The 13,771-nt window shown below is 57.5% G+C and carries 15 protein-coding genes and 1 pseudogene; 9 read left to right on the top strand and 7 right to left on the bottom strand.

The window, feature by feature from the left end; all coding sequences use genetic code 11:
- Positions 1-182 (top strand): annotated as a pseudogene (locus tag ACVW0C_RS11900) (RNA-guided endonuclease TnpB family protein); the annotation flags it as partial.
- Between the two features lie 172 nt (positions 183-354).
- On the opposite strand, the gene ACVW0C_RS11895 reads toward ACVW0C_RS11900, so the two are convergent.
- Positions 355-2,325 (bottom strand): serine/threonine protein kinase, encoded by a 1,971-nt coding sequence (locus tag ACVW0C_RS11895; RefSeq protein ID WP_457385575.1) that lies wholly within the window; start codon positions 2,323-2,325, stop codon positions 355-357.
- Positions 2,326-2,466: 141 nt separating this feature from the next.
- Between ACVW0C_RS11895 and ACVW0C_RS11890 the strand changes: the two genes are divergently transcribed.
- Positions 2,467-3,348, top strand: coding sequence for an inositol monophosphatase family protein (locus ACVW0C_RS11890; protein ID WP_457385573.1), 882 nt, complete (start codon positions 2,467-2,469; stop codon positions 3,346-3,348).
- On the opposite strand, the gene ACVW0C_RS11885 is transcribed toward ACVW0C_RS11890, so the two are convergent.
- Together ACVW0C_RS11885 and hemE are read right to left on the bottom strand one after the other, a co-directional pair.
- Positions 3,303-4,286 carry a glycosyltransferase family 2 protein gene (locus tag ACVW0C_RS11885; protein WP_457385577.1) on the bottom strand — a complete coding sequence of 328 codons (984 nt, stop codon included), beginning with the start codon at positions 4,284-4,286 and terminating at the stop codon, positions 3,303-3,305. The genes ACVW0C_RS11890 and ACVW0C_RS11885 overlap by 46 nt on opposite strands.
- Positions 4,287-4,676: 390 nt before the next feature.
- Positions 4,677-5,777, bottom strand: a complete 1,101-nt coding sequence (gene hemE, locus ACVW0C_RS11880) for a uroporphyrinogen decarboxylase (protein WP_457385571.1) — start codon at positions 5,775-5,777, stop codon at positions 4,677-4,679.
- A 243-nt stretch (positions 5,778-6,020) separates the two neighbouring features.
- Between hemE and crtE the strand changes: the two genes are divergently transcribed.
- The 4 genes from crtE to ACVW0C_RS11860 are packed head-to-tail and all read left to right on the top strand — an operon-like array spanning position 6,021 to position 8,995.
- Positions 6,021-6,914: a geranylgeranyl diphosphate synthase CrtE gene (gene crtE / locus ACVW0C_RS11875; protein ID WP_414328882.1), complete on the top strand. Its 894-nt coding sequence runs from the start codon at positions 6,021-6,023 to the stop codon at positions 6,912-6,914.
- A 49-nt stretch (positions 6,915-6,963) separates the two neighbouring features.
- Positions 6,964-7,446 (top strand): divergent PAP2 family protein, encoded by a 483-nt coding sequence (locus tag ACVW0C_RS11870; protein WP_414328881.1) that lies wholly within the window; start codon positions 6,964-6,966, stop codon positions 7,444-7,446.
- A gap of 13 nt (positions 7,447-7,459) precedes the next feature.
- Positions 7,460-8,107, top strand: a complete 648-nt coding sequence (locus ACVW0C_RS11865) for a hypothetical protein (RefSeq protein ID WP_414428247.1) — start codon at positions 7,460-7,462, stop codon at positions 8,105-8,107.
- A 45-nt stretch (positions 8,108-8,152) separates the two neighbouring features.
- On the top strand, positions 8,153-8,995 hold the full coding sequence (locus ACVW0C_RS11860; protein WP_414350903.1) for a SirB1 family protein: 843 nt from the start codon (positions 8,153-8,155) through the stop codon (positions 8,993-8,995).
- An 89-nt stretch (positions 8,996-9,084) separates the two neighbouring features.
- On the opposite strand, the gene ACVW0C_RS11855 is transcribed toward ACVW0C_RS11860, so the two are convergent.
- Together ACVW0C_RS11855 and ACVW0C_RS11850 are read right to left on the bottom strand one after the other, a co-directional pair.
- Positions 9,085-9,267, bottom strand: a complete 183-nt coding sequence (locus ACVW0C_RS11855) for a hypothetical protein (protein ID WP_414342619.1) — start codon at positions 9,265-9,267, stop codon at positions 9,085-9,087.
- A gap of 200 nt (positions 9,268-9,467) precedes the next feature.
- Complete coding sequence (locus tag ACVW0C_RS11850) at positions 9,468-10,523, bottom strand: TauD/TfdA family dioxygenase (protein WP_457385569.1); 1,056 nt, start codon at positions 10,521-10,523, stop codon at positions 9,468-9,470.
- Between the two features lie 319 nt (positions 10,524-10,842).
- Between ACVW0C_RS11850 and ACVW0C_RS11845 the strand changes: the two genes are divergently transcribed.
- Positions 10,843-11,670 (top strand): DUF1350 family protein, encoded by an 828-nt coding sequence (locus tag ACVW0C_RS11845; RefSeq protein WP_457385567.1) that lies wholly within the window; start codon positions 10,843-10,845, stop codon positions 11,668-11,670.
- Here the strand turns inward: ACVW0C_RS11845 and ACVW0C_RS11840 are convergent.
- Positions 11,667-11,912: a hypothetical protein gene (locus tag ACVW0C_RS11840; protein WP_414419019.1), complete on the bottom strand. Its 246-nt coding sequence runs from the start codon at positions 11,910-11,912 to the stop codon at positions 11,667-11,669. The genes ACVW0C_RS11845 and ACVW0C_RS11840 overlap by 4 nt on opposite strands.
- Before the next feature lie 89 nt (positions 11,913-12,001).
- Here ACVW0C_RS11840 and ACVW0C_RS11835 point away from each other — a divergent pair, with 89 nt between their 5' ends.
- Together ACVW0C_RS11835 and ACVW0C_RS11830 are read left to right on the top strand one after the other, a co-directional pair.
- Positions 12,002-12,214 carry an Npun_F0494 family protein gene (locus ACVW0C_RS11835; protein WP_457385565.1) on the top strand — a complete coding sequence of 71 codons (213 nt, stop codon included), beginning with the start codon at positions 12,002-12,004 and terminating at the stop codon, positions 12,212-12,214.
- Between the two features lie 49 nt (positions 12,215-12,263).
- On the top strand, positions 12,264-12,503 hold the full coding sequence (locus ACVW0C_RS11830) for a hypothetical protein (protein ID WP_457385564.1): 240 nt from the start codon (positions 12,264-12,266) through the stop codon (positions 12,501-12,503).
- Positions 12,504-12,615: 112 nt separating this feature from the next.
- On the opposite strand, the gene ACVW0C_RS11825 is transcribed toward ACVW0C_RS11830, so the two are convergent.
- Positions 12,616-13,644: a hypothetical protein gene (locus tag ACVW0C_RS11825; protein ID WP_457385562.1), complete on the bottom strand. Its 1,029-nt coding sequence runs from the start codon at positions 13,642-13,644 to the stop codon at positions 12,616-12,618.
- Positions 13,645-13,771 lie beyond the last annotated feature (127 nt).

The following is a 13,771-nucleotide window of genomic DNA, read 5'->3' as shown; positions in this document are numbered from 1 at the left end:
AATGCGGGCACTGCGGTTGGGAAGGGGATGCGGATTTTAACGGTGCGAAGGTGATTGCGCTTTTGGGGGCTGCCGTAAACCAGCCTAGAGGTTCGGGCCTGTTTTGTTCTCTGGTGGAGCAGAGCAGGCTCAGGGCTACTGAAAGCCCGCTCCGTACCGCTTTAGTGGTCGGAGTCGGGTAGTTTACTAGCTCAAACGACCCTACTCCCTACAACCAGTCGCGTAGCTCTGAGCTGGGGATCTCACGGCGCTCCCCGGTAACCGTGAGAAAAATCGTGAGAAAAATAATGAGCGGTTTTGATTCCTGTCTTTCCCTCTTCTTGAGAGAGAGAACTCAGATGGGATCCCTGTGGGCTAAGGGGCTTGTTGTTGACTTTGAACAGGAGGGATCCGGCGCAAATTCAAAAGCACCATTGCGCTAAGGGGGCGCGTGTTGGCCAGTAGCCCCACGATCAGCAGCAGCCAACTGTTCAAGGTAGTATTGTCCAGCAGCCAACCCATCAACAGAGCCGATCCTGCCCCTTCGGCAACTGCCGCCAAGATCCAAGCCCGGCTACCTTTCCAGCGCTGAGACCACAAGGCCCATTGCAGCCCACCAACGCCGACCCCCACCAGCAAACCGCGCAGCGCATCTCCCATTGCCTGCAAGACATTTTGGAGCCAGGGATCCGTCGGGTTAAAAGCAGAGGTTGCTACCCCCACCTGGGGAGCGAGGAAATCCGCCGCCGCCCAGCCCAAAGCCGTGGCCAGCAAAGTTGCAGCCACCCATCCCACCGAAACCTGCCGCCGCAACACCAGCCACTGCAGCAGCCCCATCAGCAAGCCAAGGCCGGCTCCAGCCACCGCTTCTTGTAGTGATCCCAAAGCCGCCAGCAGAGGCGCTGATGCCCCCAGCCCCAGGTAGCCGATCCCAGCCGCCCCCAAATTGGCCAAGAGCCAACTCAACGCCGACCCTTTGCCCAGGCGGGGTGCATTCAGGGGTGCATCCAACAGATGAGAGCCGGACTTGCTGTTGACATGTTCCTGCCCAACCTTCTGTTCCACCTCGCGCAGCCCCTGTTCCGCTGAAGGGTTACCCGGCTCCAGCCGCAGCACCCCTTGATAATCCATCTGGGCAAGGCCCCAATGTCCCTGCCGTTGGTGGGCCAGGCCGCGGTAGAGATAGTAGCGGGCTTCGTTGGGGGCGCTCTGGATCAGCTCATTGAGCAGATGGACGGCCATCTTGTACTCGCCTGCCTCGATCAGACTGACCGCCTGCTGGAGCTTTTCTTCCTCAACTGGGGCAGTTCGGGGCTGTTGGGAAGTCGGCTGGCCAAATCCGGTCGGGATCCGCGGGGGGCGAACACCTTGAGGTGAACGAGAGGAATTTGAGGGGACGAACGGGGCAGGAGGGGCAACCTTGTTTCCATAGACAGCCTGTAGCTGCTGGCTGAGCCCTTCCATGTTGGCTGGGCGGAGGGCAGGGTCTTTCTCTAGGCACTGGAGGATGACCCTCTCCAGAGCAGCAGGGATGGGGTGGGCTAGCTTGTGGTCTTGGAAGGGGCGGGGCTTTTGAAAGTTGTGGACGTGGTACCAGCCCTGCAAGGTGTCGGTATCCGGCTCGAAGGGCAACGCACCAGTTAACAGCTCGTACAGCACCACCCCCAGGGAATAGATGTCGGAGCGGCCATCCAGCTTTTCTCCGCGCATTTGCTCGGGCGAGGCGTAGACCATCGTGCCCAAAAAATAGCCCGTTTGCGTCAGGCCACGAGAGGTCTCCCCCATGAGCTTGGAAATGCCGAAGTCCAGGATCTTGACCCGCTCTTTCCCATCGGGCCCTTTCTGCACAAAGATGTTGCTGGGTTTAATGTCGCGGTGGATGACGCCGCGAATGGAGTGCTTGCCCAGATCCATCTGAAAGTTGTGGGCGTGGTGCAGGGCAGAGCAAATTTGCAGAGCCAAGTTCACCACTCGCTCTGGGTGCAAGGGGCCTTCCCGAGCCAGCACATAGTCCAACCCCTGGCCGCTGTAGGGTTTGGCATTCAGGTACTCCATCACCAGATAGGGCTGGTTTTGGTACAGGCCGTAAGAGCGCACCTGCACGATGTTGGGGTGCTCGCCCAACAGAGCGCTGACCCTGGCCTCATCCATGAAGCGTTGCTGCAGTTGCTGGTAGTACTCTGGGCCCATGTCCGGGGGCGGCGGGCGCAACAACTTGACGGCCACCAGCTCGTCATTGAGCTGGGTATCCACCGCCTCGAACACATTGCCGTAGCCACCCTCGCTGATGTGGCGGGTCAGCCGGTAGCGGTTGCCAATCAGTTGTCCAATCAGGCGCTGGTTCATGGAGGAGGGTGGCCAGCTGGGGAGTTTACCTATGATTTGATTCTATTCAGCTTATGGGCCTAGAACCTGCTTGTGAGGGATCCGCTGCCATTGCGACCCCTTTTCCACCCCAAAAGCCAGGGATCCCGCTAGGATTGGGGCATGAGTGCTCCTTCTGCAACTGCTGCTCTATCCCCTTTCTGGCTGGAGGTTACCGAGTTTGCCTTGCAGGCTACGGCCAGCGTGGGATCCCAGCTCTTGGCAGACTTTGGCCAGGCCCACCCTACGGTTCGCGCCAGCGGGACGGAGTCCTTAAAAGCCGACGGCAGCTTGGTAACCTCTTCTGACCAGTGGGCGGATCGCGCTTTTCAAGGGGCCATTGCCGCTGCCTACCCCGATCACGGTTATCTGAGCGAGGAATCCAACCACATTTTTCCCGAGAAGGAGTGGTGTTGGGTAGTGGATCCTTTGGATGGCACCACCAATTTTGCCCGTGGGATCCCCATTTGGGGCAGCTCCTTGGCTTTGCTGCATTGGGGCGTGCCGGTGTTTGGCTGTGTCCATCTGCCGCCCATCCGCCAGACTTTTTACGGTTATTGGCCTCGGTTTCCTGGGGATGCAGCAGCAGGAGCTTTTCTCACCCGCCACGACCGGGATCCCGCCTGTCCCCAGCCAATCCGTCCTAGCACCGCCTCACCCGGCCCCAACCAATTGTTCAATTTCTGTTCCCGCAGCAGCCATTGGATTAGCCCGCAATTCCCTTGCAAAGCGCGGATGTTGGGGGGCGCTGCCTACAACCTGCTGGCGGTGGCCGGTGGCAGCCTTTTGGGGGCGGTAGAACGCTCGCCCAAGATCTGGGATGTGGCGGCAGTGTGGGTCATTGTCAAGGGGGCCGGCGCCGTTTGGGAACCCCTGAGCTGTGCCGATCCGGATCCCGGCCAGCCTCTGATTCCGGGCAAGGATTATGGCCAGCTTATTTACCCCGCCCTGGTGGCAGCTCAAGCCGAGTGGATCCCCTTATTTCGCGCCTTCATCGCTCTGTAGCTTTCGTAAACGGCCTGCACGTTGTACCAGTTGAGGAAAAAAATCCGGCACAGCTCCAAGGCCAACTGCGAGCGGCCATGCCGGATCAACCAGCGCAGCAGCGGTTCCACCCGCTTCTCGTTCAGCCAGCCCCCCAGGGATGAAAGGCCCCACAGGAATTGGTGCAGGGGCGTCAGTTGGATCATCAGGCGCACGGCCCAAGTGGGGTGTTTTTGGTAAAAGAGAATACCCATGCGGCCCCGCTGCCGTTCCCGCTCGATAAGGGCCGGGATCTGCTGCAGCTCAAAGGGCGGATGCCAGTGGTAGCCGGTGGCCTGGGGGCACTTGACCAGGCGCAAGCCCAAACGCTTTAGCCGCACCCCCAGCTCCAGGTCTTCCCAGCCGTAGAGGTGAAACCGCTCGTCAAAGGGGCCGGCGGGGGTTTCGCAGGCCAGCTCCAACCAATGGCGGGCAATGGCCACGTTGCCGGTGGCGAAAAAGGCTGCCGAAAAATCGGTGGGCTTGAAGGGTTCGGAGCGGGGATCCTGAAAATTGCTCGTGTTGATCACCCGCCCGTAGGTGAAGACCTTGGCCTCGTGGGGGGAGCGGGGATCCCCTGTAACGCCGTGCCGCCGCAGCATCTGGGCGTGGCTGGCCAAGAAGTGATCCACCACCACCAGGTCGCTGTCGATAAAGACGATGAGGGATCCCTGGGCGTGGCGAAACCCCAAGTTGCGGGCAGCGGCGGGGCCGCGGTGCTCCTGCTGCAACAGTTTCCACTGGGGCAAGCCGATGGGGTTGTTCTGCAGCCATTCCACTGTGCCATCGGTGGAGCCGTCGTCCACCACCACCACCTCGTAGCCCTCGTAGGGGCCGGGCTGTTGCTGCGCCAAGGCCCGCAGACACTGCTCCAAAATGGGACGGCGGTTGTAGGTGGGAATGATGACGCTGATGTACACCGGGGATCCCTGGAGATGGCCGTGCAACCTTAGAGCAAAAGTTGAGCAAAACGCTTCAGGGAGGAGGGGTTCGCGCTGCCTGTTAGGCTAGAGGGCTTTTAGGAGCATGACTCTAGTCAATAATAAGCTCAACTATACTGAAAATAATGTATAATATGTTCAGTACGGATTACTACCAGTTGATCTTTCTGTTTACTTTCGAGTCTGCCAACATGGTAGCCAAAGCAAAGCAGAAAATTGGTAGTAAGACGACACGGAAACTGCGCTTTGGGTATTCTACTCAAAGCTTTGCGGGATACCGCCATTCTGTTTGGACTCCGTCCCGCTAACGCGAATGGAAACAAACAGAATGCTATCGCTGCATAGTTGAACAGTGATGTTCGGCAGTGTTCAGCGTAAATGTATCAGCTCTGCCGACTGGCGCACCGTCTCGAAAAAGTAATGGACATTGGCCTCTGGAGTGCTTGGGTGAATGCCGTGGCCCAGGTTCATGATATGTCCACGGGATCCGGCTTTTTGAATCACTTCTAGGGTGCGCTGCCGGATGAACTCTGGCGATCCCAGCAACACCATCGGATCCAGATTGCCCTGCACCGCCAGGGATCCCAGGCGGGCCCTGGCCTCTGCCATATCGCTCATCCAATCGAGGCTGAACACGTCGATGCCGGCTTTGCCCACCCGCTCCAGCAAAGCGGCGCTGCCGTTGATGTAGAGGATCAGCGGCACCTGCGGATAGCGAGCTTTCACCTGATCCACAATTTGCTTTTGGTAGGGCAAGGCCCAACACTCGTAATCGGCTGGGCTGAGCTGTCCGGCCCAAGTATCGAACAACTGCACCACCTGGGCGCCGCACTCGATCTGGTAGATCACGTAGCGGGCAATGCTGTCGGCCAGCTTGCTCAGCAACTGATGCAGCAATGGCGGCTGTGTAAAGGCCAAGCTTTTGATGTGGGCATAATCTTTGGAGCTGCGCCCTTCCACGGCATAGCAGGCCAGAGTCCAGGGGGAGCCGACAAATCCCAGCAGCGTCGCTTTTCCTTCCACCTCGCGGCGCAGGGTGCTGAGAATGGTCTTGATGAAAGGCAGACTTTCTTCCGGTTCCAGGAGGCGAATGCGCTCAATTTGGGCTTGCGAACGAATCGGCGGGTCGATGATCGGCCCCTGATGCTCCACCAGGTCAAAGGGGATGCCCATGCCCTCAAGGGGGGTGAGGATATCGCTGAACAGGATCACTCCATCAGGGGCAAAGGCCCGAAACGGTTGCAACGAGATCTCGACGGCCAGCTCCGGGATCTCGCAGCGCTGCTTAAAGGTGTACTTGCTTTGCAGCTCGCGGTAGGCCGCCATGTAGCGACCCGCCTGGCGCATCATCCAAACTGGAGGGCGATCCAGCACTTCCCCTCGGGCCGCCCGCAGCAAACGGTCACCCAAGTGCTCCGCACCGCTGGCGGTGGAGGAGGTGGCGCTGAGCTGAACAGGCGAGTGGGACATAGGAGGGCAATCCGGCTAAAGATCCTTATGAATCCTGACATTGTGGCGACAGCAACCGCAAGTTGGCGGCTCAGGATCCCTGCAGTTTCTTCATCGGCTGCAACTTGCTGTTACTTCTTACCCTTTTGGCCTCTGGGCTGGGATCCCCAATTAAAGTGGACATGAGATAATGACACCTGACAAGTCTGTTGAAGAACGGCTCGACAAGGATCCCCCCATTGCCGAGTTGAGAGGAAACCCCGCTTGGTTGCCCAAACCTTTAACCTGAAAGCCTACCTGAGCCAGCGTCAGCAACAGGTGGAAGAAGCTCTCTCTGCAGCTTTGGTTCCCGCCTATCCGGAGCGCATTTACGAGGCGATGCGCTACAGCCTATTGGCAGGGGGGAAGCGCCTCAGGCCGATCCTTTGTCTGGCTGCTTGCGAGTTGGCCGGCGGCACTGTGGAGCAGGCTCTGCCTACCGCCTGTGCCCTGGAAATGATCCACACCATGTCGCTGATCCATGACGATCTGCCGGCCATGGACAATGACGACTTTCGCCGCGGCAAACCCACCAACCACAAGGTGTTCGGCGAAGACATTGCCATCTTGGCAGGAGATGCCCTGCTGGCCTTTGCCTTTGAGCACATTGCTAGCCAAACTCAGGGGGTACCGCCGCAGTTGGTGTTGCAGGTGATTGCCCGCATTGGCCATGCTGTGGCGGCAACCGGTTTGGTGGGGGGACAGGTGGTGGATCTGGAGTCGGAGGGCAAAGCCATTTCCCTGGAAACTTTGGAGTACATTCACAGCCACAAAACCGGCGCTCTATTGGAAGTCTCGGTGGTTTCGGGAGGGATCCTGGCGGGGGGAGATGAGGAGCTGCTGGACCGCCTGAGCCGCTACGCCCGCGATATTGGCTTGGCCTTTCAGATTGTGGACGACATTTTGGACATCACCGCCACCAGCGAGCAACTGGGCAAAACGGCAGGAAAGGATCAAGCTGCCGCCAAAGCCACCTATCCCAGCTTGTTGGGCCTAGAGGCTTCCCGGCAAAAAGCCGAGGAGCTGATTCAATCGGCCAAGGAAGCGTTGCGCCCCTATGGATCGCGGGCAGAGCCGCTGTTGGCCCTGGCAGATTTCATCACTCGCCGTCAGCATTAGGGCAGGACAAGAGGACAAGTTAGATGGGATCCCTGGAGACCCTGCTCGCATGTCTGTGCTGGAGAGCCGTATGCTGCAACAGTTGATGGCCAATCATGTCCTCTGGGTTGCTTTGCTGGCCAGTGTGTTGGCCCAAGCCATCAAGCTGATCCTTTCCTATGTGCGGTCAGGCAAGGTTAACCTGCGAGTCTTGGTGGAAACCGGGGGAATGCCCAGCTCCCACGCAGCGTTGGTGACGGCTTTGTCCATTGGGGTGGGGATGCAGGAAGGCTGGGACAGCCTGCTGTTTGCCGCGACGGTGGTTTTCGCATTGGTGGTGATGTACGATGCCGCGGGGATCCGCCAAGCCGCCGGAAAACAGGCGCGGGTGCTGAATCGCCTCCTGGAAGAATGGTTTGAAGAAAAGGGCGCCGACCGTTTTCCAGAACCCTACCTGAAAGAATTGCTGGGGCACACTCCCGTGCAGGTCATGGCCGGCGCGGCTTTGGGGGCAGCCTGTATTACATTGTCGTTTGCCCTGGGAGTAAACTGAGAGCCATTGGGGCATGCTAAGGCAGAAGTACCGCGGGGTGGTCATGGCTTCCAGTTCTCAACCTCGTCCGATCCAACGTTGCCCTTCCTGTGGCAAGCCGATCCCAGCCTACCGGTTCAAATCTCCCTACTGTGACCACTGCGGTTGGCGGGCGGCCCCGGCAGCGCAAACCCCTCAAAAAGGCGGATCCCTGGGCCAGAAAATTGCAGCTCAGGTAAACGGGATCGGATCCCAAGGTCAACGCTTCAAGGTGCCCCCTCTGCTACAGCCGCTGCTGAACTTCAACTTTTACCTCTATCTGCTCTGGGGGATCAGCCCTCTGTTTCCGCTGGTGGTGGATCGACCCCTGCTGGCCGAATCCAACTATCTGCTCCTAATCCCGCTTTTGTTGAGCTGGGGGCTGCTTTATTTGGCGGTGCGAGATCTGCCGCTGCCGGACAATTTGCGGCTGCCGCGCCTGTTGTTGGATGTATCGTTCATCCTGCTGCCCTTCTTCCAGAAAATTAATGTGTCCAAAGCCCCCAACCGACCCTATTGGAATGCTCTGCTGATTTGGGTGATCGGGATCCTGCTGCTTGCCGCTTTGCGGCTTTGGAGCTTTAGCCTGCTCCTGACGGCGGTGACCTTGCTGTTGACCAGCTTCTGCACGTTGCTGTTTTAACCGAGATCCTTGCAAAGAACCTCAATATTTAATATTTAACATTTCATGAGCATTCCTGCTGCCCGTCAACGCTTTGCCCTTGAAATCCAATCGGAGCCCATCGATCTGGGTCGGGCGGCCCTCTGGATTGCCCAAGAAGCCTATCCCGATCTGGAGGTGGAAGAGTATGTGGCCGCTCTGGATGAGATGGCCGCAGAGGTGCAAGAGCGCCTTCCCCCGGAGCGTTATCCCCTGCGGGTCATCAAGATCTTGAATCACTATCTCTTTGAGGATCTGGGCTTTCGTGGCAATCGCGAAGATTATTACGACCCACGCAACAGCTTTTTGAACGAAGTGATCGATCGGCGCACCGGGATCCCGATTACGCTGTCGCTGATCTATCTAGAGCTGGCGCGGCGGATCGATTTTCCCATGGCAGGAGTGGGCATGCCCGGCCACTTTTTAATCCGGCCCCTGTTTGCAGGCGCCGAGATTTTTGTGGATCCCTTTCAGCAGGGGGAGATTTTATTTCCAGAAGATTGTCAAGAGCTTTTGTCGCAAATCTACGGGCCTGGGATCCCTTTCCAAGAACACCACCTACGCCCCACCCCTCCCCGCCTGATCTTGGTACGCTTGCTCAACAACCTCAAGCAAATTTATCTGAGCCGCGCCGAACTGGAACCCGCTTTGGCAGCAGCGGAACGGATCTTGTTGTTGATCCCTGAATCCTTGCCCCACCTAAGGGATCGCGGGCTGTTGTATTATCAGTTGGGCCGTTGGCAGCAAGCCTGCCAGGATCTCAAGCGCTACTTAAAACAGGCGCCTTTCCACCCCGAGATCAATCGCTCTGATGAGCATTTAATCCGGGAAATTGTCGAGAGATTGGAATCTCATCCCGACTCATGCTAGGAGCATGCACAATTGCTCTCAGTTGTGCGTTGTGTAAGTGTGTAAGTTTTGAGCAAGATCTGCCGTCGTTTGCAAGCAAGGCTAGGTTTCTAGCAGGGATCGGAAGCAGCCCTTACCTCTTGGCGCAAAATGGCTTCCACCAGCTTATCTAAAGCCTCTAGATCAGATAGATCATAGTTTTTTTCCCAGAGGATTTGGTTAATGCTGGATTCCTGCTGCAGAGTTAAAACCGAAGATTGTAAAACCTCATCGATGATCTGGCGAATGCTCATCTTAACCTCGCAATCGTGAGAAGAATTGATGGCTTTGGCTCATAAGCCTAGAATGCTGGAAACGCTCTGCGATAGCCATCGTGAGGATCACGTATTTTGACATCAGAATCTGGGGCGACTCATCCAAACCCTTTCGGGGAAATCGCCAATAGTACTTTTACGGACTTGAGCTATGGATGGCGCTGAAGTCTGCGAACTTCTCAGGATCTTCTGAGACAGACCTGCTCCCCATTGAGGGCAGCTTGGGCCTCATCATCTGTTGCGAAGGCGGTGCGAATGATGCGCTCACCGGGATGGCGATCCCCTGCCGAAAGGCCGAGATCCCGCACCACAAATGAGCGCTGGATCCAGCGGTCGAAGCCATCGTAGCGGGGAGAGAAGGCAGTCCGTCCGTGAACGGTGCGGCGATTGTCAATACAGAGCAGATCCCCTGTTTCCAGCTTGATGCCTCGGTAGACAGCGTGGATTCCCTTCCTCAGGGCTTCTAGAGCCAGACTGGCTTCGGGGGTGAGCCCCACCATCAGGTCTTCGTCGTAGTTCCAGAAGGGATCCTCTCGACGGCCATACAGCACCGGCAAAATGGGTCCATTGATCAGGGCTTGCCGGTTGCCGAAGGAGTAGTCGATGCCAGTGCGATACAGGGGTTCAAACAGCAGCTCCCGCTCTCGCTCTCCCAGCAAAGGCAGGACATGACGGATGCTGGCGTAGGTGGTTTCCGCCACACGATCATGGTCGGGGCGCAGGCAAAACAGCAGCAAAAACTCTGGTGAGTAGGGATGAAAAACCGTCTCGCGGTGAAACTGCAGCCGGGTGCGGGATCCCTCGGAAGATTGCACCTCTTCGCTGTCGGGAGTAGGCACCAAGTTTTGAAACAAATCCCCGTTTTTTTCTTGGATGTAGGAGACCAAATGCCCCAAGCGGCTGCCGATCATTGCCAAGCAGCGTTCGCTGACAAAAGTGGTTTTCTCCTTAGAGCGCTGCGCCAGAGCCGGTGTGCGGGTATGGTCTAGTCCGGGATCCACGGGCAAGCCCCGCAGCAGCAGGATCCCTTCCGAATTGGAATACAACTGAAACTCCAGCAAGGCCCGCCGCAAATGTCGGGGCAGCTCATCTGCCCGCATCTCGCAGTCCAGGAGAAATTCCTCTGTTTCCCGGTAGGGATCGGGCCCAGGCGCCAAAAATAGGTTTATCGTCTTTTCATCAAAGCCCCGACAATCGATCAGCAGGCATCCTTTTGCAAGCTGTGAAGTCTTCATCACGATCCCTCACCACCCACTGCCCTAGTCATAGCAGCCACAGCAACTTTTGAGCAGGGATCCTACACTCAAAACCCAATCTCGGCGAGTGTAGCGCACTACCCTTCGGTGCTAGAACCTCAGTCTGAGGCGGGGCAGAGTTTTGCCTGCTGCATCAGAAGTTAACTGGGGATCCCCATGTCTGGGCAAGATGTCCATTAGGATGAGTTCCAGGGGCTGGCCAGCGCGGGGAACCGGCGTAAAGTGGGCAAAGTGGGATCTGCCGAGCGCTGGGTTATGGGGAAAGCTTCAACAAACTCGCAGGCGAGGTTGCAACACCATGGCACCAACTTGGCAAACCGATGGGCATACTTGGTTCCTTCTGCCCCCTCAACCCCGCGCCGTCGTTCACTTTCTGGGTGGAGCTTTTGTGGGAGCTGCCCCGCAAGTGTTCTACAGCCGCCTGCTGGAAGAACTGGCCCGTATGGGCATGGCCGTTGTTGCCACCCCCTACACCACCGATATCGATCACGCCCAACTGGCGCTCAACGCAGCCCAATCTTTGCACAGAAGCCTGCAAAGCAAGGGTTTGCTGGAGTTGCCCCTGTTTGGTTTGGGTCATAGCCTGGGCTGTAAGTTGCAGATCCTCTCTTGTCTAGCCGTTCCTTCTCTGGGATCCCAGCGGCGAGGCAATATTTTCCTGGCCTACAGCAATGCCGGGCTAGATCGGGCTTTGCCATTGCTGCGGCTGTTGGCCCAAGCTTGGCCTCAACAACAGCTTGCCGATCTGTGGCGGATGTGGATGGGATCCTCCTCGCCGCCTGTGAACCTGTGGTTGGAGTTCGAGCCTTCCCCGACAGAAACCAACCGCTTAATTGAGGAGCAGTATCCGGTTAGAAACAACCTGCTCGTAGAATTTCGACAGGATGATATTGACGACATTCCTCTGCTCTACCAACAGCTTTGCCGCAAGTATCAAGGCTATACCGAGTGGCAGCATCTCGAGGGGGATCACCTCACTCCACTGGGTTTTAGCTATCCTTTCCAAGTCGGGGAGGAGTTCAGCCCCATCGATGCTTTTGGACAGTTGATCTACCAGAACCTACTGGCCCCCAACCACCAAATGATCCGAAGCATCCGAGCCTGGCTGGCAACCCAATTGGCCTAGTCAAGCCAGCTCAGATCGGAGAGCAGATCTTGAGAGTAGGAAGAGGGGGACTGCGCTTGCAGATGAAACAACATCTGAAGGGTATCGCTCATCAGAAAGTAACAGGTCAAGACGCCGCCGGCAGCCACAGCCACCAGTGTCCCTGCCAACATGCGCGAGAACTCCTGACTCTGAAAAGCCTGCTCCATCAAGCGCAGCGCCCAGAATCCCAGGAGGACAACAATGGCAAGGATGATCAACATATCGTAATTTATTGTAACAAGCCTGCTGCTCAACGGCCATTGACAGAATTGAATAAGAACATAAGGACTCCCCTTGTCCCTCATGCTCCATGACTCTGAGTCAGGAGCTGATGTGGCTGATTCAGGTAGGGCTGTTGCGGCGGGAAGTGGATGGGCAGGGGATCACGGATCGGTATCGTCTGGCACCTCTGGGTCGGCAGTTGCTGCAAGATCTGGAGAGGGATGAAGCTTTTGCCGGGATCTCGGCAAGCTGGGCAGACCACCTGCAGAATAGGCTGACCCGCTGGCGGCTGCTCCCCTGAGGATCCCCTACACTGGATCCAACGTTCAACGCCGCTCTCGAGGGGGGATATGGTACGGCCAAGGTTTATGCGTGCGCCCGGATCCCTGGCACTCCAACGTCCACTCCAAACCTCTTTGCAGCGGCGCAGCCAAGCAATTAACCGGCGCAGCAAGTCTATCTACCGCAAAACCCGCTCCCTCTACCGACGCAACTTGCCCCTTTATCTGCGCAATTTGCTGTTGCAATACCGCACCAGCCTTATCTACAACCTCAAAGCCAGGCCTGTCAGCAGAACCCGTCGAGGATAGCAAGCCCCCCTCTGGATCCCAGCACAACAGTCTTCACCCCGTCGGAGTTGGTGATGGAGATTGTCCACCCCCAAGCCTGTGTAACCGTAGGAGGGGTACTTCTTGCAGGAGACTATTGGATTGTGAAGCGGCCAACTCCCACCTTCTCGCCGTTGACATGAATCTCGACGCGGTAGCGGCCGGTGTAGGGCTGGCTGAAGCTCAAATAGCCTTGCACCGTGTCGCCGGGATCCCAGGGAACATCTAGCCTGCGGATCAGTTGCTCGCCCCCAGCTTCTCCGCCCTCGTAGTACCAGAGCATCTCCACCTTGGCGTTGACAGGAAGGTTGCCCACTGGCAAGATGGCCCAGATCAAGGTGTCAGTGGTCTTGAACTCGGTTGTGGCCTCGCCAGGGCTGCCGTCCCCCCGACCTCGGTACAGGCCGATTGTCCTTAGCCCCGCCTCTTTGGGGGTTCCTTGGCTGTAGGCACGGGCATCCGCCTGCGCTTCCTGACCTAGGCGATCCAGCTCGGCCAGCAAATCTTCCTGCTGCTTCAGGGCATCGGTTGCTTCCTGCAGCCACCGGGCGATCTGCCGCTCTGCGGTTGGGGCTTCCGAAACCGGGGAAGAAGGCTGTGCAATCGCCCCGCTGAGGTTGCGAATGGGAAAACCCTGAGCTGTCCCCACCTCGCTGCCCAGTAAGTTCAGCCAGCGGCTTCGCACTTCGGACGTCATCTCTGGCTTTGCGGCATAGGCAATGCGCACACTGCCGCTTGGGCCTCGGGTGATCCGGCCAATCTCATGTTCCTCAACTCCACTCACCGTTCCACGACAGCCAGCACTGCGAAACTCGTAGAGCACATCTTCTTCGCTCTCCCGATGGAACTCCCAAGTCGTTTGGGGACAGTTGGCCAGGAGGTTGTCCCGCATGTGGTTGGCAAGAAAGCGCGGCGATCCCTCGACATGAACGTCCATGACGGAGAGCATCTCTCTCCAAGAGGCCAAGCTCTCTCCAGGCCGTATGAGAAGGGTTAGAGTAACCCCTTCTAGGACTTGATGATCGGCGAAAACCCATTCCCCCGGATCCCCCTCGATGACGACGTTTCCCGATGGGCTGAGGAAAGCGGATGCAAACAGCAGGCTGGCAAAAAGATTCAACACAATGCCCTTCCTTATCCTGGGATTTGTACTTGAAAATGAGATAGGACGACTTTCAAGCCGCTCACTGGGCAAGCAAAGAAGGGCTGGACAAAGAGGCTAGAGTCTTCGTCGTTGCCGTTTGCAAGGC

The sequence above is a fragment of the Thermostichus sp. OS-CIW-26 genome (genome assembly GCF_054058395.1).
Note: the sequence above shows the minus strand (reverse complement) of the source record. Positions and strands in the feature narration are given on the sequence as shown.

Bases quoted from the DNA above. Each gene is read 5' to 3' on its own strand.
- ACVW0C_RS11895 (WP_457385575.1), bottom strand. From the start codon at position 2,325: ATGAACCAGCGCCTGATTGGACAACTGATTGGCAACCGCTACCGGCTG.
- ACVW0C_RS11890 (WP_457385573.1), top strand. From the start codon at position 2,467: ATGAGTGCTCCTTCTGCAACTGCTGCTCTATCCCCTTTCTGGCTGGAG.
- hemE (WP_457385571.1), bottom strand. From the start codon at position 5,777: ATGTCCCACTCGCCTGTTCAGCTCAGCGCCACCTCCTCCACCGCCAGC.
- ACVW0C_RS11870 (WP_414328881.1), top strand. From the start codon at position 6,964: ATGTCTGTGCTGGAGAGCCGTATGCTGCAACAGTTGATGGCCAATCAT.
- ACVW0C_RS11865 (WP_414428247.1), top strand. From the start codon at position 7,460: ATGCTAAGGCAGAAGTACCGCGGGGTGGTCATGGCTTCCAGTTCTCAA.
- ACVW0C_RS11860 (WP_414350903.1), top strand. From the start codon at position 8,153: ATGAGCATTCCTGCTGCCCGTCAACGCTTTGCCCTTGAAATCCAATCG.
- ACVW0C_RS11855 (WP_414342619.1), bottom strand. From the start codon at position 9,267: ATGAGCATTCGCCAGATCATCGATGAGGTTTTACAATCTTCGGTTTTA.
- ACVW0C_RS11850 (WP_457385569.1), bottom strand. From the start codon at position 10,523: ATGAAGACTTCACAGCTTGCAAAAGGATGCCTGCTGATCGATTGTCGG.
- ACVW0C_RS11845 (WP_457385567.1), top strand. From the start codon at position 10,843: ATGGCACCAACTTGGCAAACCGATGGGCATACTTGGTTCCTTCTGCCC.
- ACVW0C_RS11840 (WP_414419019.1), bottom strand. From the start codon at position 11,912: ATGTTGATCATCCTTGCCATTGTTGTCCTCCTGGGATTCTGGGCGCTG.
- ACVW0C_RS11835 (WP_457385565.1), top strand. From the start codon at position 12,002: ATGACTCTGAGTCAGGAGCTGATGTGGCTGATTCAGGTAGGGCTGTTG.
- ACVW0C_RS11830 (WP_457385564.1), top strand. From the start codon at position 12,264: ATGGTACGGCCAAGGTTTATGCGTGCGCCCGGATCCCTGGCACTCCAA.